Genomic DNA, 26,789 nt, shown 5'->3' on the forward strand with positions numbered 1-26,789 from the left:
CTGGGTGGAAAGGTGCTGTGGGGTGCGGGGTCAGTCGGTGTGGGTGGTGTCCAGTTCGCGGAACACCTGTTGCGCGGTCTTGAAGGCGGTGTTGGCGGACGGGACGCCGCAGTAGATGGCGGTTTGCAGCAGGATTTCCTTGATCTCATCCCTGCTCAGGCCGTTGGTGAGGGCCGCGCGGATGTGCATGGCCAGCTCTTCCCAGTGACCGTGCGCCACCATGGCGGTGATGGTGACGGCGGAGCGCATCTGCCGGGTGAGGCCCGGCCGGGTCCAGATGCCGCCCCACGCGATCCGCGTGATCATGTCCTGGAAGTCCTCGGTGAACCCGTCCTTGTTGGCGTTGGCGCGGTCCACGTGCGCATCGCCCAGGACTTCACGCCTGACCGCCATGCCGCCGTCGTAAATCTCCTGGCTGGTGGCGCCGGGCTGGACCGCGCCGTGCCGCGGATCTTCCGTTCTCACTTTGCCGCCTCCCGTGATTCGGCCCATGAGATAAGGCCGCGCATCAGCTCCGCAACGTGCGCGGGTGCCTCGGCCGGTGCCAGGTGGGCGATGCCTTCGATGGTGACGGCCGTAGCGGTGCCGCCGCCGGCAGTGATGCCCGCCGCAACCTCCTCCGCCATCGACGGCGTCGCGACGCCGTCCAGTGCACCGGCAACAACCTGCGTGGGGACGCTGATGGTGCCCAGCTCAGCACGAACGTCAAAGGCGGCGAGGGCTTCGCAGCAGAAGGCGTAGCTGAAGCGGTCGGCATCGCGCAGGGCGTGCAGGAGCCGGCTGGTCAGCTCAGGCTCGCGGTCCATGAATCCAGGGGCAAACCAACGCTCGGCAGAGCCCTGGATCATCACGGGTGTGCCCTGTTTCCGGACCGTTTCGGCGCGCTCCAGCCAACCCTCCGGGGTGCCGATCTTTGCTCCGCTGTTCTGCACGGAGAGGCTTTTGAGCCGCTCACCGTGCTTGATGCCCAGCTGCAGGCCGGTGGCCCCACCCAGCGAGACACCGGCGTAGTGGAAGGCTTCGCCGGGGGCGATGGAGTCGATGAGGTCCACCACCGCGTCAGCCAGCGCGGCGACGTCGAACGGTTCCGTGGCCGCCGGTGAGACACCGTGGCCGGGCAGGTCCCAGGCCACAACGTCGTAATCGGCGCCCAGCAGGGATGCGGTGCGGTTCCAAAGGATGGAGGAGGTGCCCAGGGACGGGCCGACCACCAGCAGCGGGTGTTCGCCCAAGGGTCGCTGGGGTGACAGCAGCGCTGCCTTCAGGGCGGGTTTAGCCACGGGAAGCTCCATTCGCATCGGGGGAAACAAAGTCAGGGTAGGCGGCAACGATCCGCCGGGAAATTCCGGCGGCCTCGCCCAGGTAGCTGGCGGGGTTGAGGAGTTCCTCAAGCCGCACGTCGGACAGCCGCCCGGCGGGGACGGCGTCGCGCAGCAGCTTGCGGTAGGTGGTGGCCTGATCAGAGGCCGGGGCCTCGAGCGTCTGGTCCACTACCGCCTGCAGCTGCTGCTTTCCGTTGAGCCCGTCCTTGTCCTCCAGCAGCGGGGCCACGGCGGCGCCCACGCCCTCGGCCAGGAGCAGCGGACCGGCGAGGTCCAGGTTGCGGTGCATGGCATCCGGGAAGACCTGCAACCCTTCGGCGAGCTCCCGGACGTGGCCGGCAGCGCCAAGGGCCAGGGCCAGCAGCTGCCGCAGCGCCGGCCACTCGGTATGCCAGGCACCGTCCGGCCGCTCATCGTTGAAGTTTGCCGCCGCCAGGTGCAGCTGGGCCGCCAGGCCCGGCGCCTGGAGCGCGGCGCTGCGGACCAACACGGACAACACCGGGTTCTGCTTCTGCGGCATCGCCGAGGAGACACCCCGTCCGGCAGCCCGCGGCTCGGCCAGTTCGCCTACCTCGGGCCGGCTCAGGAACAGCACGTCCGCGGCGATCTTGCCGCAGGCATCCAGGACCGCGGCCAGGGCATGGCCCAGCGAGGTGATCACCAGCCGGTTGGTGTGCCACGGTGCGGGCGCCGGCGCGAGGCCGAGCTGGGAGGCCAGGTCATCCGCCAGCCCAAACGGGGTAACGGATGAGCCCGCCGTCAGCACCGCGCCGGCGGCCAGCGTGCCCGCCGCGCCGCCGAACTGGACCGGCAAGGCCAGCGCGTCCAGCTGCCGGCCCGCGGCCGCCAGGCCATGGAACCATTGCGCGGCCCGCAGCCCGAAGGTGAAGGGCAGCGAATGCTGGGTCAGGCTCCTGCCCACGCACAGCGTGTCCGCATGCCGTTCCGCCAAGGTGGCGAGCGCCGCCGTCGCACGCTTCAGGTCTGCCAGCACCGTCTCAAAGGTGTTGCGGGCCAGCAGCATCAGGGCAGTGTCCAGGACGTCCTGGCTGGTCAGCGACGTGTGCACTGCCTTCCCGGCGCCAACCTGGGCCGAGTCCAGCGCCGCAACATGCTTGCGGAGGTCGGCCAGCAGCGGGATCACCGGGTTGCCGCCACCTTGGGCGCGCCGGGCGATGTCCGCAGGATCGTACCGTCCCGCCTCAGCAGCGGAAACCACGACGGCGGCAGCACCCGCAGGTGCCAGGCCCGCCTTTTCGAGCACCGCAGCCCAGCCGGACTCGACGGCGAGGATCGCCGCGAGCACGGCCCGGTCCCCGGTCAGCGCGCCCACAAGCGGCGACGCCGAGACGGGGCTGAGCAGGCCGACGTCACCGTCGGTCCCGAAGCTGGCGGCCCTGAAGGCCCCGCCCGCTGAACTGGCCGCGTCAGTCACTGGAAGTCCAGGAAAACTGTCTCGCCCTCACCCTGCAGGCGGATGTCAAAGGTGAGCCCGCCGTCGGCATCGCGGCGTGCGATCAGTGTCTTGCGGCGCTCGGGGTCCAGGGAGCTGAGCAGTGGATCGTTGGCCAGCGCCCCGGTGTCCTCCGGCAGGTAGATCCGGGTGAACAGCCGGTTGGTCAGGCCGCGGGCAAAGATGGCGACGGCGATGAATGCAGCCGCGCCGGGCTTGGTGGGTCCGGGGTTCACCGTGGTGAAGGTGTACACGCCGGAGTTGCCCACGGCCCCGCGGCCCCAGCCGGTGAAGGTGTAGCCGTCACGGACCAGGGAACCCGTCTTCTGGACGATCCTGCCCTCGGAGTCCGGCTGCCAGATTTCCAGGATGGCGTCCGGGATGGCCTGGCCGGAGCCGTCGTACACGGTGCCCTGCAGGCGGATGGCGCCCGGTGAACCGGGGGCCAGGAGTTCGTTGTCCTTGTCGTATGGCAGGGCGTAGCCGTAGAACGGGCCGACGGTCTGGGCGGGGGTGGGTACCAGTTTGGTGCTCATGCTTACTCTCCTGCCTCTTCACTGCTGTCGCCTGCTGTACCGAAAGCCTCGTTTTCGGTCCAGGTCCGCTTGGGACCGGTCAGGACGATGTCCCAGTTGTAGCCCAGCGCCCACTCGGGTTCGGTGAGGTTGTGGTCGTAGTTGGCCACGAGCCGGTCCCGGGCGTCCTGGTCCACGATGGTCTGGTAGATGGGGTCCAGCGGGAAGAGCTGGTCACCGGGGAAGTACATCTGGGTGATGATGCGCTGGGTGAACTCGGTGCCGAACAGCGAGAAGTGGATGTGCGCGGGCCGCCAGGCGTTGAGGTGGTTCTTCCACGGGTAGGCGCCGGGCTTGATGGTGGTGAAGCGGTAGGAGCCGTCGGGGCCGGTGATGCAGCGGCCGATACCCGTGAAGTTGGGGTCGATCGGGGCCGGGTGCTGGTCGCGCTTGTGGATGTAGCGGCCGGACGCGTTGGCCTGCCAGATCTCCACGAGCTGGCCCGCCACGGGGCGGCCGTTGCCGTCCAGGACCCTTCCGGCCACGATGATCCGCTCGCCCTGCGGCTCGCCGTTGTGCTGGATGGTCAGGTCCGACTCCAGCGCGTGCACGTCCTGGTGGCCGAAGGCCGGCGAGTACAGCTCGATGGTCTCCGGGTCCGTGTGGTGCAGGCTCTTGGTGGGGTGGCGCAGGATGCTGCTGCGGTACGGCGGGTAGTCCAGCCGGGGCTGGGTCTCGGCCGGGGCGCCGTCCTTAAGGGCCCGCACATAGGCGTCGCCCAGGGCGTTGATCTCTGCGCTGAGGTCGGCCTGCGTCTCGATGGCCTTGTCCAGGGGCAGGTGCGCGGCGTGGGGTTCGGCGGACGGTACAAGCTCGTCCGTTTCAAGCTCGGCGTTGATGTCTTCCGGCACGGCTGGCTCCTTTCGGGGTGGTGTGTAGCGGGTTCAGGGTCGGTGCAGTGAGTCGTACTGGACGGCGTGGCGGACGGGAGCGTTCGGGGCCCCGTAGCCGTCGTAGCTTCCGCGGCGTTCCACCATTTCGAAGAACACACTGCCCACGGTGGCGGTGTAGAAGTGGAGGAATTCGCCGTCGGCGTCCCGGTCATAAAGGAGGTTGAGCTCCTGGAGGGTGGCCAGGAATCCCGGTTCAAGGTCGAAGCGGGCGTCCAGGTCCTCGTAGTAGTTGGCCGGAATCTGCAGGAACTCAAGGCCCCGGTGGCGGGCGGACCGGGCGGCGGATACGAGGTCGTCCACGGCGAACGCGATGTGTTCCTGGTAGGTCTTGTGCGCCTGCTGCGCCGGTGACTGCTGGACCGGTGCCAGGTTGAGGACCAGCCGCACCGCGCCGTCCGAGGTCTGCATCACCTGCGAGCGCACCAGCCCGCTGGGGCTGGGAACCTCCGCGAACGGCTGCGGCTCCAGTGCCAAGGCGCTGGTGTAGAAGAGGACGGCTTCGTCGAAGTGCTGCCAGGGCTGGGCCAGGTTCACGTGGTCGATGACGGCGGCAGCGCCGGCGGAGGGATGCTCTAGCCCCTCGCCGAATTCCTGCGTCCACGCGGCGGTGCCGTCCGGGCTGCCCTGGCAGAGGAAAATCTCGGTGGAGTCCGGCGCGGAGATGCCCTGGAACACTTCCTCGTCGGCCTGGACCTTGCGGGCCACCACGGGGGCCTTGAGCTGCTGGGCCCGGGCGGAGGCAATCACGGGGGAATCGACGTCGAACCCCAAGGCGGCAATGGCGGGCCCGGCATGCGTGGGCGCCTGCTCGTTGATGATCACGCGCGCCTGGCCCATGGTCCACAACTGGACGTCCTTGGTGCGGTGCCGGCCCTCGAAGGCGAAGCCGAGCTGGCCCAGGAGCTTCTCCAGCTGGGCGGTATCGGCCGCTTTGACCTCAGCGAAGTTGAAGCCCGCCGGTTCGTTCACCTTGGGCAGAGTGGCCAGTTCCATGGGATAACGACGGCGGGACGCGGTGCCGTTGGCCGTGGAGCCTTCCGGGGCGTTCCCGGCCAGCCACTTGGCGCTTTGTTCCTCAAGCCAGATCAGCGAGCGCATGGCGTCCACGGCCGTGCGTTCCACGTCGGACTGGCGGAAGACGTCATTGAAGACTTCCAGGGAGACCGGGCCGGAGTAGCCGGCGCGGACCACGTGGCCCATGAATTTGGCGAGCTCGAACTGGCCTTCGCCGGGGAAGACGCGGTAGTGCCGGCTCCAGGACAGGACGTCCATGGACAGCTTGGGCGCATCAGCCACCTGGACGAAGAAGATCTTGTCCGCACTGATGTTCTCGATCGGTGCGGTGTCCCAGTCGCGGGACAGGATATGGAATGAGTCCAGGCAGGTGCCCAGGTTGGGGTGGTCCACCATCTCCACCAGGCGGTGGGCGTGCTCGTAGTCGTTGACGTACTTGCCCCAGGCCAGGGCCTCGTAGGCCACCTTGACGCCGTGGTCCCCGGCCAGTTCCGCGAGTTCGGCGAGTTGGGATGCGCGGAGGCCGTCGTCGTCGATGGTGGCGGTGGCAACGTTCGAGCAGACCAGGATGGTGTCCATGCCCAGGCGGGACATGAGCCTGAACTTCGCCTCGGCGCGCCGGAGGTTGGCCTTGAGCAGGTCCGGGGTGACGCCGTCGAAATCCCGGAACGGCTGGTACAGGTCCAGCCCCAGGCCGAGGTCGGCGGCCATGGTGCGCACTTCCTCGGGGCTCAGGGATGAGGTGACGAGGTCCTGCTCGAAGATCTCGATGCCGTCGAAGCCCGCGATGGCGCAGGCCTGCATCTTTTCCTTCAACGTGCCGGACAGGCAGACGGTGGCGATTCCGGTGCGCATCAGGCGGCCACCTCCTCGGCGGCGACGAGTTCCAGGAAGTGGCTGCGCATCCGGGCCGGGTCCGCTTCGAGGCCCGTGAAGATGCGGAAGGCGTCAGCCGCCTGGCCCACCGCCATCCGGCCGCCGTCCAGCACCTCGCAGCCCTTGGCGCGGGCGCCGCGGACCAGCGCGGTATCGATGGGGCGGTAGACGATGTCCGCCACCCAGTGGCGGGATTCGAGCAGGTCCAGGTCCAGAGGAACGCCAGGGTGGGCAGCCATGCCCACGGGGGTGCAGTGCACCAGGCCGTCGGCCAGCGGCATCAGCTGCGGCAGCTCCGTCGTCGTACGTGCCGCGACGGTGCTGTCCGGGAAGAACCCGGCCAGTTCCGCCGCGCGGGCGGCGCCGCGGGCGGGGTCCATGTCCACCAGGTCCAGGTGGCGGACCCCGGCGGTGAGCAGGGCGTAGGCGACGGCCGACCCGGCGCCGCCGGCTCCCAGCTGCACCACGCGGTCCAGCTTTGCGCCGGGCAGTCCGGCGGCGAGGGCCGCAGCGAAGCCGGAAAAGTCGGTGTTGTGGCCGATGAACCGGCCGTCCTCGATCACCACGGTGTTGACGGCGCCCAGCCGGAGGGCGTCCGGGGACACCTCGTCCAGGTGCTGCAGGACCAGCTGCTTGCAGGGGTGGGTGATGTTCAGTCCGTTGAAGCCGAGGCTGCGGGCACCCTGGAGCAGCTGGCCCACGGCTTCGCCGGGAAGGCCAAGCTCCAGCAGGTCGATGGGGCGGTACAGGTAGCGCAGGCCCTGCACGTCCCCTTCGCGTTCGTGCATGGGCGGGGTGAGTGACGGCATGACGCCGTCGCCGACCAGTCCCACGAGGTAGGACTCAGTTCGATTGCTCATCCGTGCAGCTCCTTTGATACGGCACCGGACAGTTTCCTTACGGAGGGTGCACTGCCGGGCTGATGGGAATTACGGTACATCAGTTGTTCACTTTCCGCACTCTTGTTCTAGATACGAACAACGATCATCGCTGCGGAAGCCGAGCGGCAAGCTCCGCCGCCGCTTCCTGCAGCAGCGGCACGTGCGCCACCAAAGCCTCGAGGCTGAGGCGGAACACCGGGACGGCGGTGGCCAGCGAGGCGAACGCGTAGCCCTGGTGATTGAGCAGCGGTACGGCCACGGCGCGCATGCCAAGCTCATTCTCTTCATCCATCACCGCGTAGCCGCGGCGACGGACCAGCTCGATATCCGCACGGAAGGCGTCCCGGTCCGTAATGGACTTCTCCGTCAGCGGCTCCAGCGGCAGCTCGGCAAGGAGCTTTTCCCGCTCGGCATCCTCGGCGAACGCCACCAGGGCCTTTCCGACGGCGGTGGTGGAGAGTGAGCCCAGGTGGCCGGGATCGCTGGTCACCCGGAACATTTGCGGGCCGTCCACTTTGTTCACCGTGAGGTGGTGGTGGCCGTCCCGGACGCTGAGGATGGTGGCCTCACCCGTCTGCTCGGTCACCCGCCGCAGGACCGGCAGTGCCGTTCCCGCAAAGCCGTGATGGTTGGAGACCCGCTGGCCCAGTTGGAAGATCCGCAGGCCCAGGTGGTAGCGGCGGCCGTCCGGTTCATAGTCCACAAAGCCGTCCCGCGTGAGGGAGCCGAGCAGGCGGTACGTGGTACTGAAGGGCAGCTGGGCGCGGCGGGAAATATCCGCGGCGCTGGCGCCCCGGGGTTCATCACCCAGGAGGACCAGGAGTCCCAGGGCCTTGCCCACCATGTCGGTGCGTTCCCCGGACCGCCCACCCTTGGGTGGATTCTCGTCAGCGGCTACGTCTTCGGACGCTGTGGCCTGGTTCACACTCATACCTCGATGTTGCCACAATGTGAGAGCTATTGCTAGATGATGATTATTTTGTTGACAAGTGACTGCGCTCACAGCCATCATTGCTGTATCGCACAAGTAGCTCCCACCATGTGGCTACTGTCCGGGTCCTCCCGCACCTCAGGCCCCGCCCGAAGCCTTAACCCAAGGCCGCGCCGGCCGCACCCCCGATCCATCCGCGACAAAGTCGTCACACCAAAGGAACTCCATGAGCCAGATACTTCCGTCCGCTGAGCCAGGCATCGCTGCCCCGGCCGGGACGCCGAAGAAGGCAGCCCTCGCAAGCTTCCTGGGCAGCGCCGTCGAATACTACGACTTCTTCATCTTCGGTTCCGCCGCCGCCCTGATCTTCCCCACGGTCTTCTTCCCGAATGCTGACGCGAACGCGGCCATCATGTCCTTCGCCACCTTCGGCTTCGCCTACGTGGCACGCCCGGTGGGTGCCGTCATCCTGGGCCACTTCGGCGACAGGGTAGGCCGGCGGAAGGTCCTGATGTTCACCCTGCTGCTCATGGGCGCCTCCACCTTCCTGATCGGCTGCCTCCCGGACTTCAACACCGTGGGCTGGTGGGCTCCGGCCCTGCTGGTCCTGGCCCGGCTCTGCCAGGGCCTCTCCGCCGCCGGCGAGCAGGCCGGCGCCTCCTCCATGACGCTCGAACACGCCCCGGACAACCGCCGCTCCTTCTTTACGTCCTGGACCCTCACCGGCACCCAGGGCGGCCAGATCCTCGCCGCCCTCGTCTTCATCCCCGTCCTGGCCCTGCCGGACGAGATCAAGTACGGCATCGGCTGGCGCATCCCCTTCTGGCTGAGCGCAGTGGTGGTGATCGTGGCGTTCTTCATCCGCCGCACCCTCCATGAGCCGCCCGCCTTCGAGGAAGCCCAGAAGTCAGCACAGATCTCCAAGCTCCCCGTCGCCGACCTGCTCAAGGGCCACTGGCGGGACGTCCTGCGCGTCATCTGCTGTGCCTTCATCGCCGCCGTGTCCACCGTGTTCGGCACCCTCGCCATCAGCTACGCCAAGACCGTTGCCGGCGTGGACGGCACCACCACCCTCTGGCTCGTGGTGGGCGCCAACCTTGTGGCTCTGGGCACCCAGCCGCTGTTCGGCATGCTGGCGGACAAGATTGGCCGCAAGCCGGTCTTCATCTACGGCGCGCTGTCCAGCGCCGCGCTAACGCCCGTCTTCCTGCTCAGCCTCGAATCCGGCAGCGTGCCGCTGATGTTCCTGGCCGCCATCGGCTTCTTCTCCTGCGGCTACGCTGCCTCCAACGCCGTGTGGCCGTCCTTCTACGCCGAGATGTTCAGCACCAAGGTGCGCTTCTCCGGCCTGGCCATCGGCACCCAGCTGGGCTTCCTGATGGCAGGCTTCGCACCGGCCATCGTGGCGGCCATGGGCGGCATCAAGCCCGGCGGCTGGGTCCAGATCAGCATCTTCACCGGGGTCATCTGCGGCGTGGCAGCCATCTCCGCGCTGACCGCCAAGGAATCCTTCCGGACTCCCACCAAGCAGCTCGGCCTGAAGTAGGCTCCCCCGGGGAGCGGTGCGTTCCAGCCCGGTTACTGCACGAAAGCCCGCCGTTCCTCCCCGGAACGGCGGGCTTTTCCGCGATCAAACTGTGGCATGGGCGGGAGCAAGCGGGCCGGAACGCCCTCGTCGTCCGGTACATGTGCGACCGGGTGGCTGTCCTGCTGGAGGGCCTGGTGGCAGCCTCGATCCCGTGCCGGGCGGACGGGGTGTGGAGCGTCCTGGACGCTACGGCTGTCCGGTCTCCAGCACCGAGGCAAGGTCAAATCTGACCGGTTCCTCCAGCTGGGCGTAGGTGCATGATTCCGGGTCCCGGTCCGGCCGCCAGCGGTTGAACTGTGCGGTGTGCCGGAACCTGTCGCCCTCCATGTGGTCGTACCGGACCTCCACCACCAGCTCCGGGCGCAGCGGCATGAACGAAAGGTCTTTTCCGGCACTCCAGCGGCTGCCTTCGGCGTTCCGCGGGGTCCGTTCGCCCTCCTCCTGCTTCGCCCAGGCCCACGGGTGGTCATCGAAGTCGGTGACCAGCGGCTGCAGCTCCTGGAACAGCTCCCGGCGGCGCTTCATGGGGAAGGCACCGATCACACCCACGCTGGCCAGGGCGCCGTCGTCCTTGTACAACCCCAGCAACAGCGAGCCGATGGCGTCCGGGCCGCTCTTGTGCAGCCGGTAGCCGGCCACCACGCAGTCGGCCGTGCGCTCATGCTTGGTCTTAAACATCACCCGCTTGTCCGGCTCATACCGTCCGTCCAGGCGCTTGGCCACGATCCCGTCCAGCCCGGCGCCTTCAAACTGCTCGAACCACTGGATGGCTGTGTCCTTGTCCGTGGTGGCCGCGGTGAGGTGAACCGGGGCCTTGCTGGCGGCGAGTGCCTTCTCCAGTGCCGCCCGCCGTTCCGTGAACGGCCGCCCGGTGTAGTCGTCCTCGCCCAGGGCCAGGAGGTCGAAGGCCACGAACGAGGCCGGCGTCTGCGCGGCGAGCAGCTTGACCCGGCTCGCGGCGGGGTGGATGCGCTGCTGGAGGGCGTCGAAATCCAGCCGGTCCCCCGAGGAACCGATCAGGATGATTTCGCCGTCCACCACGCACCGCGGCGGCAGGTTTTCCTTCAACGCAGCCACGAGTTCGGGGAAGTAGCGGGTCATGGGTTTTTCATTGCGGCTGCCGATCTCCAGGTCGTCGCCGTCGCGGAAGATGATGGAGCGGAAGCCGTCCCACTTGGGCTCGTAGCTCAGGTCACCTTCCGGGATGCCGCTGACGGCCTTGGCGAGCATGGGCGGGACGGGCGGCATCACGGGAAGTTCCATGCTGCCCATTCTTGCCCGCCGACCGGCCCCGGCGGAAGACTGCCGCCGGGACAACGCCCCGGTTCAGCCGGCCAGCAGCCAGACGATCAGGACCAGCACCGGGGCAGCGGCCGCCGTTGATATGAGGACGGTCTCCCGCGCCACCGCCACTCCCCTGCCGTATTTGCTGGCGAACAGGAACACGTTCTGGGCCGGCGGAAGCGCCGCCATCAGCACCACGCCCAGGAGCATGTGCGGCTCCAGGTTGAACAGGAACTTTCCGACGACGAATGCCACCGCCGGCATCACCGCGGACTTCAGCGCGGTGGCGGTCAGGATTTCCGCCGTGTGCCCGCCGCTTCTCAGCATCCGCGTTCCGCGCAGAGACATCCCGAAGGCCAGCAGCACCACCGGGACCGCGGCCCCGCCCAACAGCGTCAGCGGCGCCATCACGGGATCGGGAAGCTGCACGTGGAACGCGGCAAGGACCACCCCCAGCAGCGAGGCGATGATCATGGGGTTCCGGAACGGCTGCGTGAGCATCAGCCGCGGCGAGAACCGGCCGGCCGCCGAGAGGTCCAGGATGGTCAGGACCAGCGGGGCGAGCAGCAGCTGCTGGACCAGCAGCACCGGGGCCACCGGGGTGGCGTCGCCCAGGGCATACACGGTGATGGGGATGCCGATGTTGTTGGCGTTGACGTAGGAACTGGCCATGGCCCCGACGGCTGTGTCGGCCACGGGGCGGCGGAACCAGAGCCGGCTGGCCACCACGTACAGCAGCGCTGTGACGGCGGCCGTTACCAGGGCCAGCGGGACGTAGGCGGAGAACACCACTGAGATGTCCGATCCCAGCACCACGGTAAAGAGCAGCACCGGGTTGGTGATGAAGAACGCGGTCCGGGTCAGCGCTGAGATGGTGTGCTCGCCGCCCAGTCCGCACCGCGCGGCGATGTAGCCCACCGCAATAACGACGCCGATCACCGCCAGCCCGATCAGCACACCGCCCACAAGGGGTACTTCCTTCCACGTCCGCCGCCTGCGCAGGGCTACAGCGAGCACAGTGTTACAAGTTACAAACTTATCCGACAAGTGGCGGGCGGCTGCAAAACGGCCCGCCCGGCGCCCGGCGGAGCCCGACGGCGGCCCGCACCGTAGCCGGGACGCCCGGCGTCGGCCTTTATGAAAAGATCAACCATGCGCGCGATGCAACATTCCAGCAAACTCCAGAACGTCCGGTACGAACTCCGCGGGCCGATCCTCCAGGCAGCCAAGGCCATGGAGGCCGAGGGGCATCGGATCCTGAAAATGAACCTGGGCGACACCGCCCCGTTCGGGCTGGAAGCGCCGGAATCGGTGGTGGTGGACATGATCCACCACCTGCGCGGGGCCCAGGGCTACAGCGATTCGAAGGGGATCTTCACGGCCCGGACGGCCATCTCGCAGTACTACCAGACGCGCGGGTTGATGAACATCGGGGTGGAAGACATCGTGGTGGGCAACGGTGTCAGCGAGCTGATTTCCATGTGTCTGCAGGCATTTATGGAGAACGGGGACGAAATCCTGGTCCCCGCCCCGGACTACCCGCTGTGGACCGCCGCGGTCACGCTGACCGGCGGCAAGGCGGTGCACTACCTCTGCGATGAGGCGGAGAACTGGTGGCCGGACATGGCCGATGTGGAGGCGAAGATCACCAGCCGCACCAAGGGCATCGTGATCATCAACCCGAACAACCCCACCGGCGCCGTCTACCCCCGCCACATCCTGGAGCAGTTCGCTGCCCTGGCACGGAAGCACGACCTGGTCCTGTTCTCGGATGAGATCTACGAGAAGGTGCTGTATGAGGACGCCGTACACATCCACACCGCCGCCGTGGCCGAGGACGTCTGCTGCCTGACCTTCAGCGGCCTGTCCAAGGCCTACCGGATGCCGGGGTACCGGGCAGGGTGGGTGGCAGTCACCGGACCTTTGGCCGCCACGGCCGGCTACCGCGAATCCCTGGAGTTGCTCGCCTCGCTGCGCCTCTGCGCGAACGTCCCGGCCCAGCACGCCATCCAGACCTGCCTGGGCGGCTACCAGAGCATCGGGGCTCTGGTGAAGCCGGGCGGCCGACTGCGTGAACAGCGGGACCTCGCCCACAAGCTCCTCACCGCCATTCCCGGCGTCACCTGCGTCCCGGCGTCCGGTGCCATGTACCTGTTCCCCCGGCTGGACCCGGAACTCTATCCGATCGCCAGCGACGAACAGTTCGTCCTGGACCTGTTGAAGGACCAGAAGATCCTGGTCTCCCACGGCACCGCCTTCAACTGGCCCACGCCCGACCACTTCCGGTTCGTGATCCTCCCGTCAGTCCTTGATATCGAGGAGGCGGTGGAAAGGATCTCGACGTTCCTGGCCGGCTACCGCAGCCGCGCCGCGGCCTAACCCTCGGTTCCGGGCTGCCGCGGCTTTTTGGCGGCCGCAGCCAGCCGCAGGCGTTCAGCTTCGGCCATGATCCTGTCCGTGGCAGGCGGCGGCAGGGCAGCGGAGCGCTGCCCGTCCTGCTCCTGGTCCCGGATACTTACCGCGAGGGCGCTCATAAGGTCCGCGTCCTCGGCTGTGGCGAGGTCGCTGCCAATGAGCTGGACCAGCACTTTGAGCCCCGCCAGCCGGCGGCGCGGGTCGGCGTCGTCGAGAGCGGAGTCAATCGCCCACTGGGCTCGTTTCCACCACTGGTCCCGCCGGTCCGCCCGCGATCTCTGCCGGTAGGTCAGGTAGGCCACCAGGACCACGCCGAAGGTGGCCAGCGGCGCCAGTGCCGCGGCGCCGAGCAGGCCGGCCCAGATCCCTTGGACGATCTCCATGGCACTACCTTAGGTGCCCGTGGAGAGGTCTCCGCGGCGGGAAACAGCTCCGGCGCGAAGAACTAACCCGCGCATAACCATCAGGAAACCAGGGCGCAACATTGCCCCTCCACACTGGTAGTGCAGGCAAGCGCCAGCACCAGCTCCAGCCAGGAGGTCCCGCCATGTTGAAGAAAGCAGCAGCCCATGTAACCAGGGTCCGTACCTTGGACCAGCTCCGCCGCGGCGACGAGATTGAAGCCCGTCTCTCAGTCGGACCTTCCTACGATGACGTAGTAATCCGGCGCGGCAGCGTGCAGGAAACGGCGCCGGGAATCGGTGTGGTGTGGATCCTGGACAGGATCACGGGCCTGCGGAAAGCCATCAATACGGACGAATGCAGTGTGTGGCGGGTCGCCTGAGCCGAACGCCGCTGCGGGGCCGGGGAGGCCAGGTTCGCGGCAGCGGGTGTAGTCAGTAAGGACTGCCCGCCGCCTGCGAGCCGGCCGCGGTGTCAGCCGCCGGCCACTGACTGGATGACCAGCACCTCCTGGCCCGGTGCCACCTCAGTTTCCAGGCCCTGCAATCTCCGCACCTCGTCACCATCCACGTACACGTTCACGAAGCGCCGCAAGGCACCCGTCTCATCCCGGAGCCGCCGGGCCAGGACAGCGAAGTCGGCGGTGACGGAATCCAGCAGTTTCGCCACGGTCACCGGCCCGTCGACGGGCGCAGTCAGTACGGACTGCCCGCCGGCCAGTGGCTGCAGGATGCTGGGAAGCACTACCGAAATGTCAGGCACCGGCCACCACTGCCGCCCGGACGCACAGGACGTCGGGCAGGTGTGCCGCCACTTCCGTGAACGTCTCGCCTTCGTCGGCACTGGCATAGACCGTGCCGCCGCGTGTCCCGAAGTAGACACCCGCCGGTTCGGCGGAATCCACCGAGGCGGCGTCGCGCAGGACGCTGTTGTACTCGCCTGTCGGCAGTCCCTTGTCGAGCCGCTTCCAGGTCCCGCCGGCATCATCGGTGCGGTGGACGGCCAGTTCGCCGTTTGGCGGGATACGTTCGCCGTCGGCCTTGAGCGGGACAACCCAGGCGGTCCCTTGCCGCCGGGGGTGGGTCAGCATCACGAACCCGAAGTCGGCCGGCAGGCCCTCGGCGATGGACGTCCAGCTCTCCGCGTTGTCATCGGTGCGGTACACGCCGTGGTGGTTCTGTGCGTAGAGGCGGCCGTCGACGGCGGCATCCGCAGCGATCTTGTGGACGCACTGGCCGAACTCGGGGTTGGGGTCGGGCATGAAGTAGGCCGAGATCCCCTTGTTGCGCGCTTCCCAGGAGGTGCCGCCGTCGAGCGAGCGGTAGACGCCGCCCGTGCTCATGGCGACGTGGACGGTGTCCCGTTGCGGGTGGACCACGATGGAGTGGGCGGCGGCACCGCCGTAGCCGGCACCCCAATCGCTGCGGTGCGGATGGTCCCAGAGGCCACGGTTCAGCTCGAAATGCTCGCCGCCGTCGGTGGACTTCCACACCGAGATGGGCTCTGCCCCGGCCCAGACAACGCCCGGCCGGGATTCGGCGTCAGGATAGATCTGCCAGATCCGCTCCAAGGCTGCGCCGGTGTCCTCCGGGAACTTGATGGCACCCTGCTCGGGTTCGGACCAGGTGGCGCCGAGATCATCCGAGTGCGCCACCGTGGGTCCCCAATGTTCGTTCCGGACGCCCACCATGATCCGGGTGCGGCCGTCCCTGGTGTCGATTCCGATGCTGGGAATCTCACTCATCAGGAAATGCGGGCCGGTGAAGGACCATGTGCGCCTGTCCGGGCTGGTGGCCAGCCACAGGCCTTTTTTGGTTCCGATCGCCAGGACAAAACTCTCTGTGGTTGCCATGCCCACCATGCAACCACCGCCCCGGGCAGGCTGCAATGGTTTGTCCGCTGCCAGGGGGCGATATCCGGGTTTAGTCCACAAACTCCGACTGCGTCTCGATGAAGTCCCAGTCCGCCGCCGTCAGCACCGCTGCCGGGTTGTCCGGGTGGGGCCCGCCTGCCTCGGCGATCGCCTGGAGGACCGGAAGGGGCAGTTCCCCGGCACGCAGGTTCTCCCGCAGCCATTCCTTGCTTTCCAGGTCAATGTCCAGCCACCACATGAAGATTTCCATGCCCTCACGCCCTTTCGTCCAATTTAACGTTAGGCGTGGGCCTGTCCGGCTACAAGGTATCCGCCCCGCCGGCAAGTACCACTGCGGGATTTTCGGGTACCCACAAGTAACCTGGCCACCGGCAGCCCCGGAAAGACGAGTACCCCCTACTCGCGACTGGTTACGGGCCCGCGCCTAGCCTGAAAACTCACGCAAGCTGACCGTGCTGCCGGGGCATTGGGCTCAACCGCTGCTCCTCCTCATCATGGTCCGTTTCACACACACTGGGGAGAAAATCATGAAACGTACCTTCGCCACCCTGGGGGTGGTGGGGCTGGCTGCATTTGCCGCAACGGCCCCGGCCGTAGCCGACCGCGGCAGTGACAGCGACGACAAGATCCTCATCTGCCATGCAGGTTCAGGGTCCAACGCGGGGCACTTTACGCTGAACTCCGTTGCCGTGCCGTCGTTGAACGGCCATGACAACCATGGGGAAGACATCATTCCGCCGAACGACGGCATGAAATACGGGCAGAACTGGGACGCCATCGGCAGGGCAATCCATGCCAATGGATGTGTCCTCCCGCCCGTGGTTGTGCCACCTGTCGTGGTCCCGCCCGTGGTCGTGGACCCGCCCGTAGAACAGCCCGTGGAACAGCCCGTGGTAAACCCGCCCGGCTCCGTGAACCAACCCGTGGTTGAGACGCCGGTGGTCGTCACGGCCCCCGTCGAACAACCCGCAGTGGTTCCGCCGGTGACGGTCCCGCCGGCAGCAACGGCCGTCGTCGTGCCTCAACAGCAGGCTGCGGCAGCTGCGGACGCGGTGGCCACGACCGGCCTGGGAACCAACCAGGGGTACAACGCCCAGACAGCGGTGGGCGGATCCGACAGCCCGTCCTGGCTGGCAGGCGCAGGTGCCCTGATGGCAGCCGGGGCGGCAGTGGCTTTCCGCCGCAGCCGCCGCTCGCTGCCCTTGGCCGACTGACACCGGCCAGGCCGCACCCCGCGGCCTCCTGACAGGAAGGCGTCCCGCCAGTGCCCGGCGGGGCGTCTTCCTCCTTCCATCCTCAAGCGCCGAGGAGCAGCATGTCCAAGGAACACAGCCGGCACGTGGCCCGCACAGAGCGCACGTGGCGGCGCTGGAACCGGGGCGACCTGGCCATCCTCCTGTGCGGGGTATTGGCCTTTATGTCCATGACCTTCGGTGTGCCGCTGTTCCACCAGTTGCAGGTACCGGCCAGCGCGGGCAGTGCGGTGAGTCCCGCAGCCGGGATGATGCCGCCGGAACCAGCGCCGTTTACTACCGAAGGCCCGGGAGCAGTCGGTGCGGGGGCGGCAGCGGAAGGGCAGGCGTCTCCCCCGGCCAGTTCAGGTGCACCACCGGTTGGCCCGGTCCTGCCCGCGGCGGCCCCACCGGTGCGCATCCGTTACGCGTCCGCCTCGTTTGACGTTCCGGTCCATGCGCTTGACCTGGATGCCGCCGCGCAGGCCAGCCAAACGGTCGAGCCGCCCGCCACGAAGGACGGCTATTGGCTGACGCCCTTCGGGACTCCCGGGCAGGGGTCGGCAAATACCACCTACGTGATCGGGCACAGCTGGGAGGGTGCGGACGCACCGTTTAACCATTTGAGCTCAGCGGCGGCAGTGGGCGACAGGTTCGAGGTGGACACGGCAACGGGCACCATCCCCTACCAGGTGGACAGCGTGACCACGTACCTGAAGTCCAGCCTCAAGGACAGTCCCATCTGGAGCATCGTGCCAAACGGGCTGGTGCTGATCAGCTGCTTTACCCAGGATCCCTGGGGCAAGAACGTGGTGGTCACGGCGTCGCCAGTTGCGTGACCACGCAGCAAAAGCCCTGTTCAAGGACGTTCAGCGGGCTGAAAATGAGCTATGACATCAGATCCGTTCAGCGGCACTTCGCCCCTGCTGGTTGGCATTGCACCCAAGCAACACCCTGAGGTCCTGCAGACTGCAGCCGTCCTGGCCGCCCGCCTGGGACGGCCGTTGCTGTGCGCTTACGTTGACGAAGCCAGCTACCTTGTGGAATGGGATCCGGCGCGCTCCGCCCACCGGCTGTCCCTCCACCCGGATGCTGACGATGAGGACATCAGGGCCGTTGCGGCGGAGCTCCGTGCGGCGGTTGAAGCGGCGGTGGCCAAAGTGCCGGCAGGCGCCGGGCAGGCGGAATGGACGCTGAGGACCCTTGCCGGCGACCCGGCCCGCGCGCTGGCAAGGCTGGCAGCCGAAAGTGATGTTCCGATGATCATTGTGGGCACGTCGGAGCGCGGCTTCTCCCATCGCCTCTCGGAAGCCCTGAATGGCTCGGTTGGCGCTTGGCTGTCGCACCACCAGAGCCGTCCCGTGCTCGTGGTTCCCTACCGGATGCCGGCCCATGAGGACCGGCCCTGACCTTCGGCAGCCTGCCACTTCGGCCGAATTTAGGGGAGAGAAAGTAAAGCGAAAGTAGTTATTCGAGGTGCTGGCGGCCGGGACTACCAGCCAGTAAGCTAATTCAAGCAGGCCGGTTTCGCCGGGCTTGCCCAAGAGCTGCTCCGGAGTGCGTATCCCCCAATAACGCACTCCGGAGCTTTTTTGTGCCCCCGCCCCCGCGCTGCGCGATACCCCCAGGGGGTACTTGCCAGCATACCCCTGAGGGGTATATGGTTTGAGCATGAGCGCAACCGAAGAAGCAGTCGCGGATGTGGCAGTCGAAGCCGGCGCCGGCCATGACGGCCCCCAGCACGGCTATACGGGGAACAAGGACGCCTACCTCCGCCGCCTGAAACGCATCGAAGGCCAGGTACGCGGGATCGCCCGCATGGTGGACGAGGACAAGTACTGCATTGACATCCTCACCCAGGTCTCCGCCGTCACTAAGGCCCTGCACGCCGTAAGCCTGGGCCTCGTGGAGGAACACATCGGCCACTGCGTGGTGGGTGCCGCCTCCGAACCGGATCCCGCGGCGCGCGCACAAGCCATTGACGCCAAGGTCAAGGAAGCCGCCGATGCCATCGGCCGGCTCCTGAGGTAGCCCCCAACAAATCCCCCAGCAAATCCCCCAGCCAACCGGTAACTACCGGAAGACCAATGCCGGCCAAACACCCAGGAGCAGCCATGAGCACCACCTCCCCGACCACCACCACCGTCAGCGTCTCCGGAATGACGTGCGGCCATTGCATCTCGGCCGTCAGCGAAGAACTTGAGGCCCTCGCGGGCGTGGAGGCAGTAGACGTCGAGCTGAACGCCGGCGGCATCTCCACCGTCACCATCACTTCAAGCAACGATCTGTCGCCCTCGGAAATCGGTGAAGCAGTGGCGGAGGCGGGCTACCTGGTCGTCGCCAACGAGGCCTGAACACCACTGCCGGCACCAGCACAGACAGGGAACACGTGAGCAACCAGGACCTTCTCCACCAGCCAGGAAGCCGCGTGGTGGAGCTCGACATCGAAGGCATGACCTGCGCCTCTTGCGTCAACCGTGTAGAGAAGAAGCTCGGGAAGCTCGAAGGCGTCCGGGCCCTGGTCAACCTCCCCCTGGAATCCGCCCACGTCACGGTTCCCGAGGGCATCACCAACGCGCAGCTGGTGGACACCGTCAACGCAGCCGGTTACAAAGCCACAGTCCGCCAGCCAGCCCCGACGCCGGAACCCGCTCACACGCCGGTAAACCTTCGTCGGCGCCTGGTCCTTGCCGCCCTCCTTACGGTGCCGGTGTTCCTGATCTCCATGGTCCCCGCGTTCCACTTCCCGCACTGGGGCTGGGTGGCCGCGGGGCTGGCTCTGCCCGTGGTCACCTGGGCTGCGTGGCCATTCCACCGGGCGGCCGCCGTCAATGCCCGGCACTTTGCGTCCACGATGGACACGCTGGTGTCGATCGGTGTCGCCGCCGCCTACCTGTTCTCAGTCTGGCAGCTGTTCTCTGATCCCCTGATGACGCAGCATCCCGGCATGAAGGGGATGGAGCAAGGCGGCCTGTACTTTGAGGTGGCCGCCGTGGTCACCACGTTCCTGCTCCTGGGCCGGTACCTCGAAGCGAACGCCAAGCAAAGGGCGGGCGACGCACTCCACGCCCTCCTGAGCCTCGGCGCGAAGGACGCCACGGTGCTTCGCGACGGCAGAGAGCAACGAATTCCCGCGGAACAGCTCGCGGTTGGCGACGTCCTGGTGGTCCGGCCCGGTGAAAAAATCGCCACTGACGGCGTGGTCATCGACGGGACGTCCGCGGTGGACGCCTCATTGGTGACCGGCGAGTCAGTGCCGGTGGAAGTGGGACCGGACAGCCGGGTCACCGGCGCCACCATCAACACCTCCGGCCGCCTGCTGGTCAAGGCCACCCGGGTGGGCTCGGAAACTACCCTCGCGCAGATGGCCCGGCTCGTGTCCGAGGCGCAGACGGGCAAGGCCCCGATCGCCCGCCTCGCGGACCGCATCAGCGCCGTGTTCGTTCCCGTGGTCCTGGTCATCGCCGCCGCCACCTTTATCCTCTGGCTGCTGTTCGCGGGCGACCCGGGAGCGGGCGGCGGGCTGCGCCCGGCTTTCACCGCTGCCGTTGCGGTCCTGGTGATCGCCTGCCCGTGCGCCCTGGGGCTTGCCACCCCCGTCGGCCTCCTGACCGGAACGGGCCGGGGCGCGCAGCTCGGGATCCTCATCAAGGGCCCGCAGGTGCTTGAAGACACCCGCACGGTGGACACCATCCTGCTGGACAAGACCGGCACAGTCACCACCGGCGCCCTGGCCGTGGACTCCACCCTCGCCTTCGGCGAATTTGAGGAACGCGAGGTCCTGCGACTGGCCGGCGCCGTCGAGGCAGCCTCGGAGCATCCGGTCGCCCGCGCGATCGCCGCCGCGGCGGCCGTCCAGGAAGCGGACGGCGATCACACGGAAGCGCACGACGGCGGACAGTTGCCATTGGTGCATGGCTTCCGGTCGGCGCCGGGAGGGGGAGTCACGGGAACCGTGGGGGCCCGTCAGGTCACCGCCGGGCGGACCGGATGGCTGGAGGGCAACGGCATAGCCCCAAGCGAAACCCAGTTGCAGGCCCAGGCGGCGGCGGAAGCGGCCGGTGCCACCGCGATCTGGGTGGCCGTAGACGGGGCCGTGGCCGGCATCATCAGCCTTCGCGACACCATCAAGCCCGGGTCTGCAGACGCCGTCGAACGGATGAAAGCACTGGGCCTGCGGCCCCTCCTGTTGACCGGAGACAACGCCGCGGTGGCCGCACAGGTGGCCGCCGCCGTCGGAATTCCTCCCGAGGACGTCTACGCGGGGGTCCTGCCCGAGGGCAAGGTGGAAGTGGTCAAAACACTCCAGGCAGGCGGCGCCACGGTGGCCATGGCCGGTGACGGCGTGAACGATGCCGCGGCATTGGCACAGGCGGATCTGGGCATCGCCATGGGGTCCGGTACCGACGTGGCCATCGAGGCGGCCGACCTGACGGTAATGGGCAATGACCTGTCGCAGGTGGCCCAGGCCATCGAGCTGTCCCGCAGGACCCTGGCCACCATCAAAACCAACCTGTTCTGGGCGTTCTTCTACAACGCCGTGGGCATTCCCGTGGCGGCTCTGGGCCTGCTCAACCCCATGATCGCCGGCGCCGCGATGGCAGCGAGTTCCGTCCTGGTGGTCGCCAACTCGCTGCGGCTGCGCAATTTCGGCAGGAAGGCCCGGGTCACCGGCGCTTAGGCACCGGTCAGGAGCTCAGGCAACGCCGTAACGCACCGCTGCACGGGCCCTTGCCTTGGCAGCCTCCGCGTCCCGGTCCTTGGGTGGGGCCTGCGTCACCAGCGAATCCAGGAGGTGCTGGGTGATGTGGGCGATCTCGTGGACCGCTTCCTCGAAGGCCTCCTGGTTGGCCTTGGACGGCTTGGTGCTGCCGCTGACCTTGCGCACATACTGCAGCGCCGCGGCATGCACTTCCTCTGACGTGGCGTGGGGTTCGAAATTGTGGAGGGTTCTGATATTCCGGCACATATGGTCATGCTAGGCTCTGGAGCGCCAAGGATCGACCCCTCCCCCACGGTTTTTAGGGTCCTGGTCCATGGGGAGCACGGCATGGGCAGGGGTGCCCATCGACACCGTTTTGCGGGCCGGGATAGGTTTGGGGCATTGGATCTTCCGGATAAGCCGGGGGGCCGCTGGGGACGCCGACCTGGTTCGGATCCACGATTTTTACAAGGAGAAACTCATGGCTATTTGGGGTGCAGACGTTGACCAGCTTCGTCAGCTCGGCAACAAGCTCAAGTCGGGTGCGTCCGAGATCGAGACGCAGAGGGCCACTCTCACCAAGCTCCTGCACAGCACCGACTGGAGGGGCCCGGACGCGGACAAGTTCAAGCAGGAATGGGACGGGCAGCACACATCTCTGCTGAACAAGGTGGCCGAAGCCCTCAAGGAGGCCGGCACCAAGGCCACGCAGAACGCTGAGCAGCAGAGCCAGACTTCCCACGCGTAACGTCTTCCACGGAAAGACTCCCGGACAGGCCCGGCACCGCAAGGTGTCCGGGCCTGTCCGCTTTTAAGGAACGGGCTCGACGTCGTTCGCGTGCTCCAGCGGGGACCCCGCCTTGGGTGCCGCCGGGCCCGCCCCGGCTGTTGCCGCTGCCGGGCTCCGCAGCTCGTCAAGCCGGACCAGGATGACGCCGCCCACGATCAGCACGCCACCCAGCAGCTGGATGGCACCGGGAAGTTCGCCCAAAAGCAGCCAGGCCCAGATCACCGCGAACAGGACCTCGGTCAGCGAAACGAAGGAGGCCACCTTGGAGCCGAGCGCCCGGGCAGCCACGATGCCGGACACGTAAGCCAGGACGGTGGCCAGGATCACCAGCCCGGCCAGCGATACCCACCAGGGCGTGACCCAGGGGCCCAGGGTGGTGTCCGCTGTGCTGAAACTCATCGGCAGCATGCCGGTGGCCCCCGCCAGCCAGATCACGGCAGCACCCACCAGCAGGCCTCCCGACGCCAGGACGATGGGCGGCAGGGAGTCGTTCTCCTTGGCCGTGATGAAGAAGTAGATGGCCAAGCACACCGCCGCGGCAATGCCCCACAAAACACCAACAACATCGATCTTGACCGCTCCGGTGAGATCAAGGACCAGCACCAGCCCGGCGAGGGAAAGCAGCGTGCCGCCCAGGGTCAGTACCCTGGGACGTTTCCGGCTGGCGCCCCACAGCCACAGCACGATGATCACCGGGGCCAGATATTCCAGGAGCAGTGCAACGCCTACCGAGAGCCTTTCCACGGCGTTGAAGTAGAAGAGTTGGCATGCCGCAACACCAATCAGCCCGAACAGCAGGATGGTCACCCAGTTGTCCCGGAGCTGGTGCCAGCGCCCGCGGAGCGTGGGAACAGCCGGTACGGCGAGGATCAGCGCGGCCCCGGTGAGCCGGGCAGCCACGGCCGCACCGGGCGACCATCCTGTTTCGAGCAAGGCCTTGGCAAAGGATCCTGAGGTGCCGAAGACGGCGGATGAGAAGAGGGCGATGACCAGGCCGGAGGCGGCAAAGTTGCGCTTATTGGCCTGCAATCCAAGCTTCGGGGTGCGGCGGGGTGCGGCAGGCATCGTCGTCTCCTGTCAGGAGTAAAGTGGGGTGATGGTCATGACAGTACGGGACGGCACTGTAAGGAGTCAAGATGGTTTTTGCACCTGACACGGAAGTCGCCCTGCGAACGGTGGTAAATCTGGTCAACTCGGCGGCGAACGGAGCTGAGGGGCTCGCGTCAACGGCGGACCTGGACCGGTTCCTGGCGGCGGAGGGATTCACAGGGTCGCGCACCCGCGATGACAACGAACTCAACAGCGTTCGCCAGCTCCGCCAACAGCTCGCCGCACTCTGGACGGCGGATGAAAGCTCCGCGGTGGAAACCGTGAACCGCCTGCTGCGGGAGGCCGGCGCACTGCCGCAACTGGTCAAGCATGATGACTGGGACTGGCACCTGCACGCCACCACGCCGGAGGCTCCGCTGGTGGACAGGATGAGCACGGAGGCCGCCATGGCGTTGGCGGACGTGATCCGCTCCAAGGAGATGGACCGGATGCGGATTTGCGGGTCGGAGGACTGCGACGCCGTGGTGCTGGACCTCAGCCGGAACCGGTCAAAGCGGTATTGCGATACGGGAAACTGCGCCAACCGGGCCCATGTTGCCGCCTACCGGGCCCGCCAGGCGGCGTCCAGTTAGGAGCGTCCAGCTAAGAGCGATCAGCAGGTTATCGGGTATTGGATATCAGTGCAGGTGGTAACGCTGGGGGCATTTCGAGTACCAGGTACTCGGGACTAGCCGAAGGCACGGGAACCACACTGGGGTGGACACGTTAATCCGATGACCACCACAAGTTCCACGCTTCGTTGCACGCCGACTGCCCGCCCCGAAAGAGACAGGCCGCACTGTGATTGATCCACGTCCCCCCGCGAGCGGCGCATGCGCCGGCGCCGTCGTCATCCCAGCCCACAATGAGGAAAGCGTGATTGCACGCACGCTGGACGGCCTGCTCCCCCTCCTCTCGTCGTCCGAGGTAGATGTCATCGTGGTCTGCAATGGCTGCACCGACCGCACCGCCGACGTCGCCCGGCGCTACGCGGGTGTCACCGTGCTTGAGACACCCATCGGATCGAAGCCAGGCGCCATGAACCTGGGCGACGGGGCAACGAAGCGCTGGCCGCGGCTGTACCTCGATGCCGACATCCACGTTGAGGCGTCAGCCGTCGAGGCAGTCTTCCGCGAGCTCTCACGCCCGGACGCCCCGCTCGCATCACGGCCCTCCTCCATCGTCGACACCCGGGCGGCGAGTTTCCCGGTGCGCTCCTACTACCGCGCCCGCGCGCGTATACCGGAGCAGGGCACCCGCCTATGGGGGGCCGGCCTGTACGCGGTCTCGAAGGAGGGGCACCTGCGCTTCGCCGGCTTCCCCGAGGTCACTGCTGATGACTCATGGTTTGACGGCCTCTTCGCAGAGGGCGAGAAGACGATCGTCAAGACGGTGCCCGCTCGCGTGCAGGCACCGCGAACCACGGCCGCTCTGCTCCAGATTCTGAGCCGGCACCGCCGCGGCTACGTCGAGCTGGCCACGACCGACCCCGGATCTCAGGGCCGTGGGCGGGCACTGCTCGGCACAATTCGCGGCGTCCCATCAGCGCTCGACGCTCTCTGCTACTCGGCGCTGGCCGCGGCGGCGCGCCTTCAGTCGCGCAAGATGGTCGGTAACGGCACGCAGCAGTGGGAGAAAGACTCGTCGACACGGTCGCCGGAGGCGGCCTCCCCTTCCACCCTTCCAGAAAGGGCCAGCCGGCCAGCACACAGGACGGCTGCCGCCCGATGATTCTCACGACCCTCCCCGTCGAAGGCACGAACTACGCCGTGTGCGTGGTCGGGGCCGGCCCGGTCGGCCTGTCGTTCGCACTGGAGGCGGCCGACGCTGGGCTCCGCGTGCTCCTCCTCGATGCAGGCGGAGCGGACGCCGGCCGCCGTGACAAGCCGACGGCCCGCCGCCGCAATGACTCCATCATCGACCCCGACCGGCACGCCCCGGAACTGCAGACCACCCGCGTCGGCCTCGGGGGCGCGTCCTGGATGTGGGGCGGCCGCTGCGTGACCTATGAACCGGTTGACTTCGAGCAGCGGGAGTTCGTGCCCGATTCTGACTGGCCCATCGGCTTCTCGGCCATCGAGCCGTGGAGAGCAAAGGCCCAGGATTACCTCGATTGCGGCGGAGGCGGGTTCACTTCCGACGAACCGGGGTGGGGCGGCCTCGGAGACCTGAAGATGTCGCAACTGGAGCGCTGGGCACGCCAGCCTAAACTCGGCCCACGTCTGGGCGCGCTCGTCGCCGCGCATCCCTTCATCGACCTCCTGTGTGATGCGCCTGTCGTCGGCGTTGCCTTCGACGATGGCGGAACGACTGTGGAGGGGCTGCGCATCTTGTCCGACATACCTCCGGGCATCGTGCGCGCAGACAAGTACGTGTTGGCCGCCGGCGGATTGGAGACACTGCGCCTCCTGCTGGACGCCCAGCAGAAGCTGCCTGCAGCGTTCGGGGGTATCGACGGTCCACTGGGCCGCTACTACATGGGCCACGCTACGGGCAGCATCGCGAACGTGGTGCTCACCGACCCTGCTGACATCGCCTCCATGGACTTTCAGCTCGACAGGCACGACAGCTACGTGCGTCGCCGATTCTCCCTCCCCGCGGAGTCGCTGCGGGAGCATCGGCTGCTGAACTGCAGCTTTTACTTCGACAACCCGCCGTTCTACGACTACCGGCACCGCAACTCCACGTTGTCAGCAGTGTTCCTGGCGCTGGCCGTCCCTCCCGTCGGCCGCCGTATCCTGGCCGAGGGCATCCGCCTGCGCCACATCGGGCCGGCACCGCGCCGCTACTGGCCGCACATCGCCAATATCCTGCGGGACCCTATCCGCGCAGTCACTGACTCCGCCGACATACTGCGCCAGCGCTACCTGTCGAACGTGCGCAAGCCCGGATTCCTGTTGCGCAACCCTGGCGGGACCTACGCCATCCACTACCACTCCGAGCAGGCGGCGAACCCCGACAGCCGGGTCCGCCGCAACGGTGGCCATAACGCGGACGGCACCCCGAGCCTCGAGATCGATTTCCGCTATACGGAGCGCGACATCGACTCAGTGCTGCGATTCCATGACCTGCTCGACGAGCGGCTCCGCAGCGCTGGCAGGGGCCGCGTCGAGTACCTCTATCCCCCGGAGGAGCGGGCCGGCGCCGTTTGGGAACAGGCGATCGACGGCTTCCACCACATCGGAACCACCCGCATGAGCACGGTTCCGGCCGACGGAGTCGTCGACGGCGACTGCCGGGTACATGGCGTGGGCAACCTCTTCATCGCGTCGAGCAGCGTCCTTCGAACCTCGGCGGAGGCAAACCCGACGTTCACCGCCGTTTGCCTTGCCCTGAGACTGGCACACCACCTGGTGGACCCGTCATCGCCCTCCGATACCGAGGGAACCACCAAAAAGGAGCCGACCGAAGCGGACGCGCCGCAGTGGCGGCGGGCCATGTGATTCACGTACCGCGTGAACTCTGCAGG

The 26,789-nt window shown here is 67.3% G+C and carries 29 protein-coding genes; 13 read left to right on the forward strand and 16 right to left on the reverse strand.

The window, feature by feature from the left end; translation table 11 throughout:
• Window positions 1–30: 30 nt before the first annotated feature.
• From pcaC to BACI348_RS00605, 8 genes are all read right to left on the reverse strand, one after another.
• A complete protein-coding gene (gene pcaC, locus BACI348_RS00570) occupies window positions 31–465 on the reverse strand; it encodes a 4-carboxymuconolactone decarboxylase (protein WP_236557321.1) in 435 nt (144 codons plus the stop codon).
• Window positions 462–1,280 carry an alpha/beta fold hydrolase gene (locus BACI348_RS00575; RefSeq protein WP_159823481.1) on the reverse strand — a complete coding sequence of 273 codons (819 nt, stop codon included), beginning with the start codon at window positions 1,278–1,280 and terminating at the stop codon, window positions 462–464. Before BACI348_RS00575 ends, pcaC begins: the two co-directional genes overlap by 4 nt.
• Window positions 1,273–2,757, reverse strand: a complete 1,485-nt coding sequence (locus BACI348_RS00580; RefSeq protein ID WP_159823482.1) for a lyase family protein — start codon at window positions 2,755–2,757, stop codon at window positions 1,273–1,275. The genes BACI348_RS00575 and BACI348_RS00580 overlap by 8 nt, the downstream gene beginning before the upstream one ends.
• Window positions 2,754–3,311, reverse strand: a complete 558-nt coding sequence (gene pcaG, locus BACI348_RS00585) for a protocatechuate 3,4-dioxygenase subunit alpha (RefSeq protein WP_159823483.1) — start codon at window positions 3,309–3,311, stop codon at window positions 2,754–2,756. The genes BACI348_RS00580 and pcaG overlap by 4 nt, the downstream gene beginning before the upstream one ends.
• 2 nt (window positions 3,312–3,313) lie before the next feature.
• Complete coding sequence (gene pcaH / locus BACI348_RS00590; RefSeq protein WP_159823484.1) at window positions 3,314–4,201, reverse strand: protocatechuate 3,4-dioxygenase subunit beta; 888 nt, start codon at window positions 4,199–4,201, stop codon at window positions 3,314–3,316.
• 33 nt (window positions 4,202–4,234) lie between these two features.
• Window positions 4,235–6,112 carry a bifunctional sugar phosphate isomerase/epimerase/4-hydroxyphenylpyruvate dioxygenase family protein gene (locus BACI348_RS00595; protein ID WP_159823485.1) on the reverse strand — a complete coding sequence of 626 codons (1,878 nt, stop codon included), beginning with the start codon at window positions 6,110–6,112 and terminating at the stop codon, window positions 4,235–4,237.
• Window positions 6,112–6,993 (reverse strand): shikimate dehydrogenase, encoded by an 882-nt coding sequence (locus BACI348_RS00600; protein ID WP_159823486.1) that lies wholly within the window; start codon window positions 6,991–6,993, stop codon window positions 6,112–6,114. Before BACI348_RS00600 ends, BACI348_RS00595 begins: the two co-directional genes overlap by 1 nt.
• 124 nt (window positions 6,994–7,117) lie before the next feature.
• Window positions 7,118–7,945, reverse strand: a complete 828-nt coding sequence (locus tag BACI348_RS00605) for an IclR family transcriptional regulator (RefSeq protein ID WP_201298342.1) — start codon at window positions 7,943–7,945, stop codon at window positions 7,118–7,120.
• 226 nt (window positions 7,946–8,171) lie between these two features.
• On the opposite strand from BACI348_RS00605, the gene BACI348_RS00610 reads away from it, so the two are divergent.
• On the forward strand, window positions 8,172–9,491 hold the full coding sequence (locus BACI348_RS00610; protein WP_159823487.1) for an MFS transporter: 1,320 nt from the start codon (window positions 8,172–8,174) through the stop codon (window positions 9,489–9,491).
• A gap of 228 nt (window positions 9,492–9,719) precedes the next feature.
• Here the strand turns inward: BACI348_RS00610 and BACI348_RS00615 are convergent, their stop codons facing one another.
• Together BACI348_RS00615 and BACI348_RS00620 are read right to left on the reverse strand one after the other, a co-directional pair.
• A complete protein-coding gene (locus tag BACI348_RS00615) occupies window positions 9,720–10,796 on the reverse strand; it encodes an ATP-dependent DNA ligase (RefSeq protein WP_159823488.1) in 1,077 nt (358 codons plus the stop codon).
• A 63-nt stretch (window positions 10,797–10,859) separates the two neighbouring features.
• Window positions 10,860–11,783: an AEC family transporter gene (locus tag BACI348_RS00620; protein ID WP_159829646.1), complete on the reverse strand. Its 924-nt coding sequence runs from the start codon at window positions 11,781–11,783 to the stop codon at window positions 10,860–10,862.
• A 186-nt stretch (window positions 11,784–11,969) separates the two neighbouring features.
• Here BACI348_RS00620 and BACI348_RS00625 point away from each other — a divergent pair, with 186 nt between their 5' ends.
• The gene (locus BACI348_RS00625) at window positions 11,970–13,196 is read left to right on the forward strand and encodes a pyridoxal phosphate-dependent aminotransferase (protein WP_159823489.1); all 1,227 of its coding nucleotides are present in this window, start codon (window positions 11,970–11,972) and stop codon (window positions 13,194–13,196) included.
• On the opposite strand, the gene BACI348_RS00630 is transcribed toward BACI348_RS00625, so the two are convergent.
• Window positions 13,193–13,615, reverse strand: a complete 423-nt coding sequence (locus tag BACI348_RS00630; protein WP_159823490.1) for a hypothetical protein — start codon at window positions 13,613–13,615, stop codon at window positions 13,193–13,195. The genes BACI348_RS00625 and BACI348_RS00630 overlap by 4 nt on opposite strands.
• A 164-nt stretch (window positions 13,616–13,779) precedes the next feature.
• Here BACI348_RS00630 and BACI348_RS00635 point away from each other — a divergent pair, with 164 nt between their 5' ends.
• The gene (locus BACI348_RS00635) at window positions 13,780–14,016 is read left to right on the forward strand and encodes a hypothetical protein (RefSeq protein WP_050057182.1); all 237 of its coding nucleotides are present in this window, start codon (window positions 13,780–13,782) and stop codon (window positions 14,014–14,016) included.
• A 92-nt stretch (window positions 14,017–14,108) separates the two neighbouring features.
• On the opposite strand, the gene BACI348_RS00640 is transcribed toward BACI348_RS00635, so the two are convergent.
• The 3 genes from BACI348_RS00640 to BACI348_RS00650 form a co-directional block, all read right to left on the reverse strand.
• The gene (locus BACI348_RS00640) at window positions 14,109–14,396 is read right to left on the reverse strand and encodes a MoaD/ThiS family protein (protein WP_159823491.1); all 288 of its coding nucleotides are present in this window, start codon (window positions 14,394–14,396) and stop codon (window positions 14,109–14,111) included.
• Complete coding sequence (locus BACI348_RS00645) at window positions 14,389–15,495, reverse strand: WD40/YVTN/BNR-like repeat-containing protein (RefSeq protein WP_159823492.1); 1,107 nt, start codon at window positions 15,493–15,495, stop codon at window positions 14,389–14,391. The genes BACI348_RS00640 and BACI348_RS00645 overlap by 8 nt, the downstream gene beginning before the upstream one ends.
• Window positions 15,496–15,556: 61 nt before the next feature.
• Window positions 15,557–15,757, reverse strand: a complete 201-nt coding sequence (locus BACI348_RS00650; protein ID WP_159823493.1) for a hypothetical protein — start codon at window positions 15,755–15,757, stop codon at window positions 15,557–15,559.
• Between the two features lie 277 nt (window positions 15,758–16,034).
• On the opposite strand from BACI348_RS00650, the gene BACI348_RS00655 reads away from it, so the two are divergent.
• The 6 genes from BACI348_RS00655 (at window position 16,035) to BACI348_RS00680 (ending at window position 21,420) form a co-directional block, all read left to right on the forward strand.
• Window positions 16,035–16,721: an LPXTG cell wall anchor domain-containing protein gene (locus BACI348_RS00655; RefSeq protein WP_201298343.1), complete on the forward strand. Its 687-nt coding sequence runs from the start codon at window positions 16,035–16,037 to the stop codon at window positions 16,719–16,721.
• 101 nt (window positions 16,722–16,822) lie between these two features.
• The gene (locus tag BACI348_RS00660) at window positions 16,823–17,578 is read left to right on the forward strand and encodes a class F sortase (protein WP_159823494.1); all 756 of its coding nucleotides are present in this window, start codon (window positions 16,823–16,825) and stop codon (window positions 17,576–17,578) included.
• Between the two features lie 51 nt (window positions 17,579–17,629).
• Window positions 17,630–18,148 carry a universal stress protein gene (locus BACI348_RS00665; protein WP_159823495.1) on the forward strand — a complete coding sequence of 173 codons (519 nt, stop codon included), beginning with the start codon at window positions 17,630–17,632 and terminating at the stop codon, window positions 18,146–18,148.
• Between the two features lie 262 nt (window positions 18,149–18,410).
• The gene (locus BACI348_RS00670; RefSeq protein ID WP_159823496.1) at window positions 18,411–18,770 is read left to right on the forward strand and encodes a metal-sensitive transcriptional regulator; all 360 of its coding nucleotides are present in this window, start codon (window positions 18,411–18,413) and stop codon (window positions 18,768–18,770) included.
• Window positions 18,771–18,853: 83 nt separating this feature from the next.
• Window positions 18,854–19,093: a heavy-metal-associated domain-containing protein gene (locus BACI348_RS00675; RefSeq protein ID WP_159823497.1), complete on the forward strand. Its 240-nt coding sequence runs from the start codon at window positions 18,854–18,856 to the stop codon at window positions 19,091–19,093.
• 35 nt (window positions 19,094–19,128) lie between these two features.
• Complete coding sequence (locus tag BACI348_RS00680) at window positions 19,129–21,420, forward strand: heavy metal translocating P-type ATPase (protein ID WP_159823498.1); 2,292 nt, start codon at window positions 19,129–19,131, stop codon at window positions 21,418–21,420.
• Between the two features lie 15 nt (window positions 21,421–21,435).
• On the opposite strand, the gene BACI348_RS00685 is transcribed toward BACI348_RS00680, so the two are convergent.
• Window positions 21,436–21,708, reverse strand: coding sequence for a DUF2277 domain-containing protein (locus tag BACI348_RS00685; RefSeq protein WP_159823499.1), 273 nt, complete (start codon window positions 21,706–21,708; stop codon window positions 21,436–21,438).
• Window positions 21,709–21,922: 214 nt separating this feature from the next.
• Here BACI348_RS00685 and BACI348_RS00690 point away from each other — a divergent pair, with 214 nt between their 5' ends.
• Window positions 21,923–22,189: a WXG100 family type VII secretion target gene (locus BACI348_RS00690; protein WP_159823500.1), complete on the forward strand. Its 267-nt coding sequence runs from the start codon at window positions 21,923–21,925 to the stop codon at window positions 22,187–22,189.
• Window positions 22,190–22,252: 63 nt separating this feature from the next.
• On the opposite strand, the gene BACI348_RS00695 is transcribed toward BACI348_RS00690, so the two are convergent.
• A complete protein-coding gene (locus tag BACI348_RS00695) occupies window positions 22,253–23,296 on the reverse strand; it encodes an EamA family transporter (protein WP_159823501.1) in 1,044 nt (347 codons plus the stop codon).
• Between the two features lie 71 nt (window positions 23,297–23,367).
• Between BACI348_RS00695 and BACI348_RS00700 the strand changes: the two genes are divergently transcribed.
• The 3 genes from BACI348_RS00700 (at window position 23,368) to BACI348_RS00710 (ending at window position 26,763) form a co-directional block, all read left to right on the forward strand.
• A complete protein-coding gene (locus BACI348_RS00700) occupies window positions 23,368–23,913 on the forward strand; it encodes a CGNR zinc finger domain-containing protein (protein WP_159823502.1) in 546 nt (181 codons plus the stop codon).
• A 208-nt stretch (window positions 23,914–24,121) separates the two neighbouring features.
• On the forward strand, window positions 24,122–25,051 hold the full coding sequence (locus BACI348_RS00705) for a glycosyltransferase (RefSeq protein ID WP_268892322.1): 930 nt from the start codon (window positions 24,122–24,124) through the stop codon (window positions 25,049–25,051).
• Entirely contained in the window at window positions 25,048–26,763 is a 1,716-nt protein-coding gene (locus BACI348_RS00710; RefSeq protein WP_159823503.1) for a GMC oxidoreductase, read from the forward strand. Before BACI348_RS00705 ends, BACI348_RS00710 begins: the two co-directional genes overlap by 4 nt.
• Window positions 26,764–26,789 lie beyond the last annotated feature (26 nt).

Source organism: Arthrobacter sp. 9AX, from assembly GCF_902506095.1.
Taxonomy (GTDB): Bacteria; Actinomycetota; Actinomycetes; order Actinomycetales; family Micrococcaceae; genus Arthrobacter.

Bases quoted from the DNA above. Each gene is read 5' to 3' on its own strand.
- pcaG (WP_159823483.1), bottom strand. From the start codon at position 3,311: ATGAGCACCAAACTGGTACCCACCCCCGCCCAGACCGTCGGCCCGTTC.
- BACI348_RS00595 (WP_159823485.1), bottom strand. From the start codon at position 6,112: ATGCGCACCGGAATCGCCACCGTCTGCCTGTCCGGCACGTTGAAGGAA.
- BACI348_RS00600 (WP_159823486.1), bottom strand. From the start codon at position 6,993: ATGAGCAATCGAACTGAGTCCTACCTCGTGGGACTGGTCGGCGACGGC.
- BACI348_RS00605 (WP_201298342.1), bottom strand. From the start codon at position 7,945: ATGAGTGTGAACCAGGCCACAGCGTCCGAAGACGTAGCCGCTGACGAG.
- BACI348_RS00610 (WP_159823487.1), top strand. From the start codon at position 8,172: ATGAGCCAGATACTTCCGTCCGCTGAGCCAGGCATCGCTGCCCCGGCC.
- BACI348_RS00615 (WP_159823488.1), bottom strand. From the start codon at position 10,796: ATGGAACTTCCCGTGATGCCGCCCGTCCCGCCCATGCTCGCCAAGGCC.
- BACI348_RS00625 (WP_159823489.1), top strand. From the start codon at position 11,970: ATGCGCGCGATGCAACATTCCAGCAAACTCCAGAACGTCCGGTACGAA.
- BACI348_RS00630 (WP_159823490.1), bottom strand. From the start codon at position 13,615: ATGGAGATCGTCCAAGGGATCTGGGCCGGCCTGCTCGGCGCCGCGGCA.
- BACI348_RS00635 (WP_050057182.1), top strand. From the start codon at position 13,780: ATGTTGAAGAAAGCAGCAGCCCATGTAACCAGGGTCCGTACCTTGGAC.
- BACI348_RS00645 (WP_159823492.1), bottom strand. From the start codon at position 15,495: ATGGTGGGCATGGCAACCACAGAGAGTTTTGTCCTGGCGATCGGAACC.
- BACI348_RS00650 (WP_159823493.1), bottom strand. From the start codon at position 15,757: ATGGAAATCTTCATGTGGTGGCTGGACATTGACCTGGAAAGCAAGGAA.
- BACI348_RS00655 (WP_201298343.1), top strand. From the start codon at position 16,035: ATGAAACGTACCTTCGCCACCCTGGGGGTGGTGGGGCTGGCTGCATTT.
- BACI348_RS00660 (WP_159823494.1), top strand. From the start codon at position 16,823: ATGTCCAAGGAACACAGCCGGCACGTGGCCCGCACAGAGCGCACGTGG.
- BACI348_RS00665 (WP_159823495.1), top strand. From the start codon at position 17,630: ATGACATCAGATCCGTTCAGCGGCACTTCGCCCCTGCTGGTTGGCATT.
- BACI348_RS00670 (WP_159823496.1), top strand. From the start codon at position 18,411: ATGAGCGCAACCGAAGAAGCAGTCGCGGATGTGGCAGTCGAAGCCGGC.
- BACI348_RS00675 (WP_159823497.1), top strand. From the start codon at position 18,854: ATGAGCACCACCTCCCCGACCACCACCACCGTCAGCGTCTCCGGAATG.
- BACI348_RS00685 (WP_159823499.1), bottom strand. From the start codon at position 21,708: ATGTGCCGGAATATCAGAACCCTCCACAATTTCGAACCCCACGCCACG.
- BACI348_RS00690 (WP_159823500.1), top strand. From the start codon at position 21,923: ATGGCTATTTGGGGTGCAGACGTTGACCAGCTTCGTCAGCTCGGCAAC.
- BACI348_RS00695 (WP_159823501.1), bottom strand. From the start codon at position 23,296: ATGCCTGCCGCACCCCGCCGCACCCCGAAGCTTGGATTGCAGGCCAAT.
- BACI348_RS00700 (WP_159823502.1), top strand. From the start codon at position 23,368: ATGGTTTTTGCACCTGACACGGAAGTCGCCCTGCGAACGGTGGTAAAT.
- BACI348_RS00710 (WP_159823503.1), top strand. From the start codon at position 25,048: ATGATTCTCACGACCCTCCCCGTCGAAGGCACGAACTACGCCGTGTGC.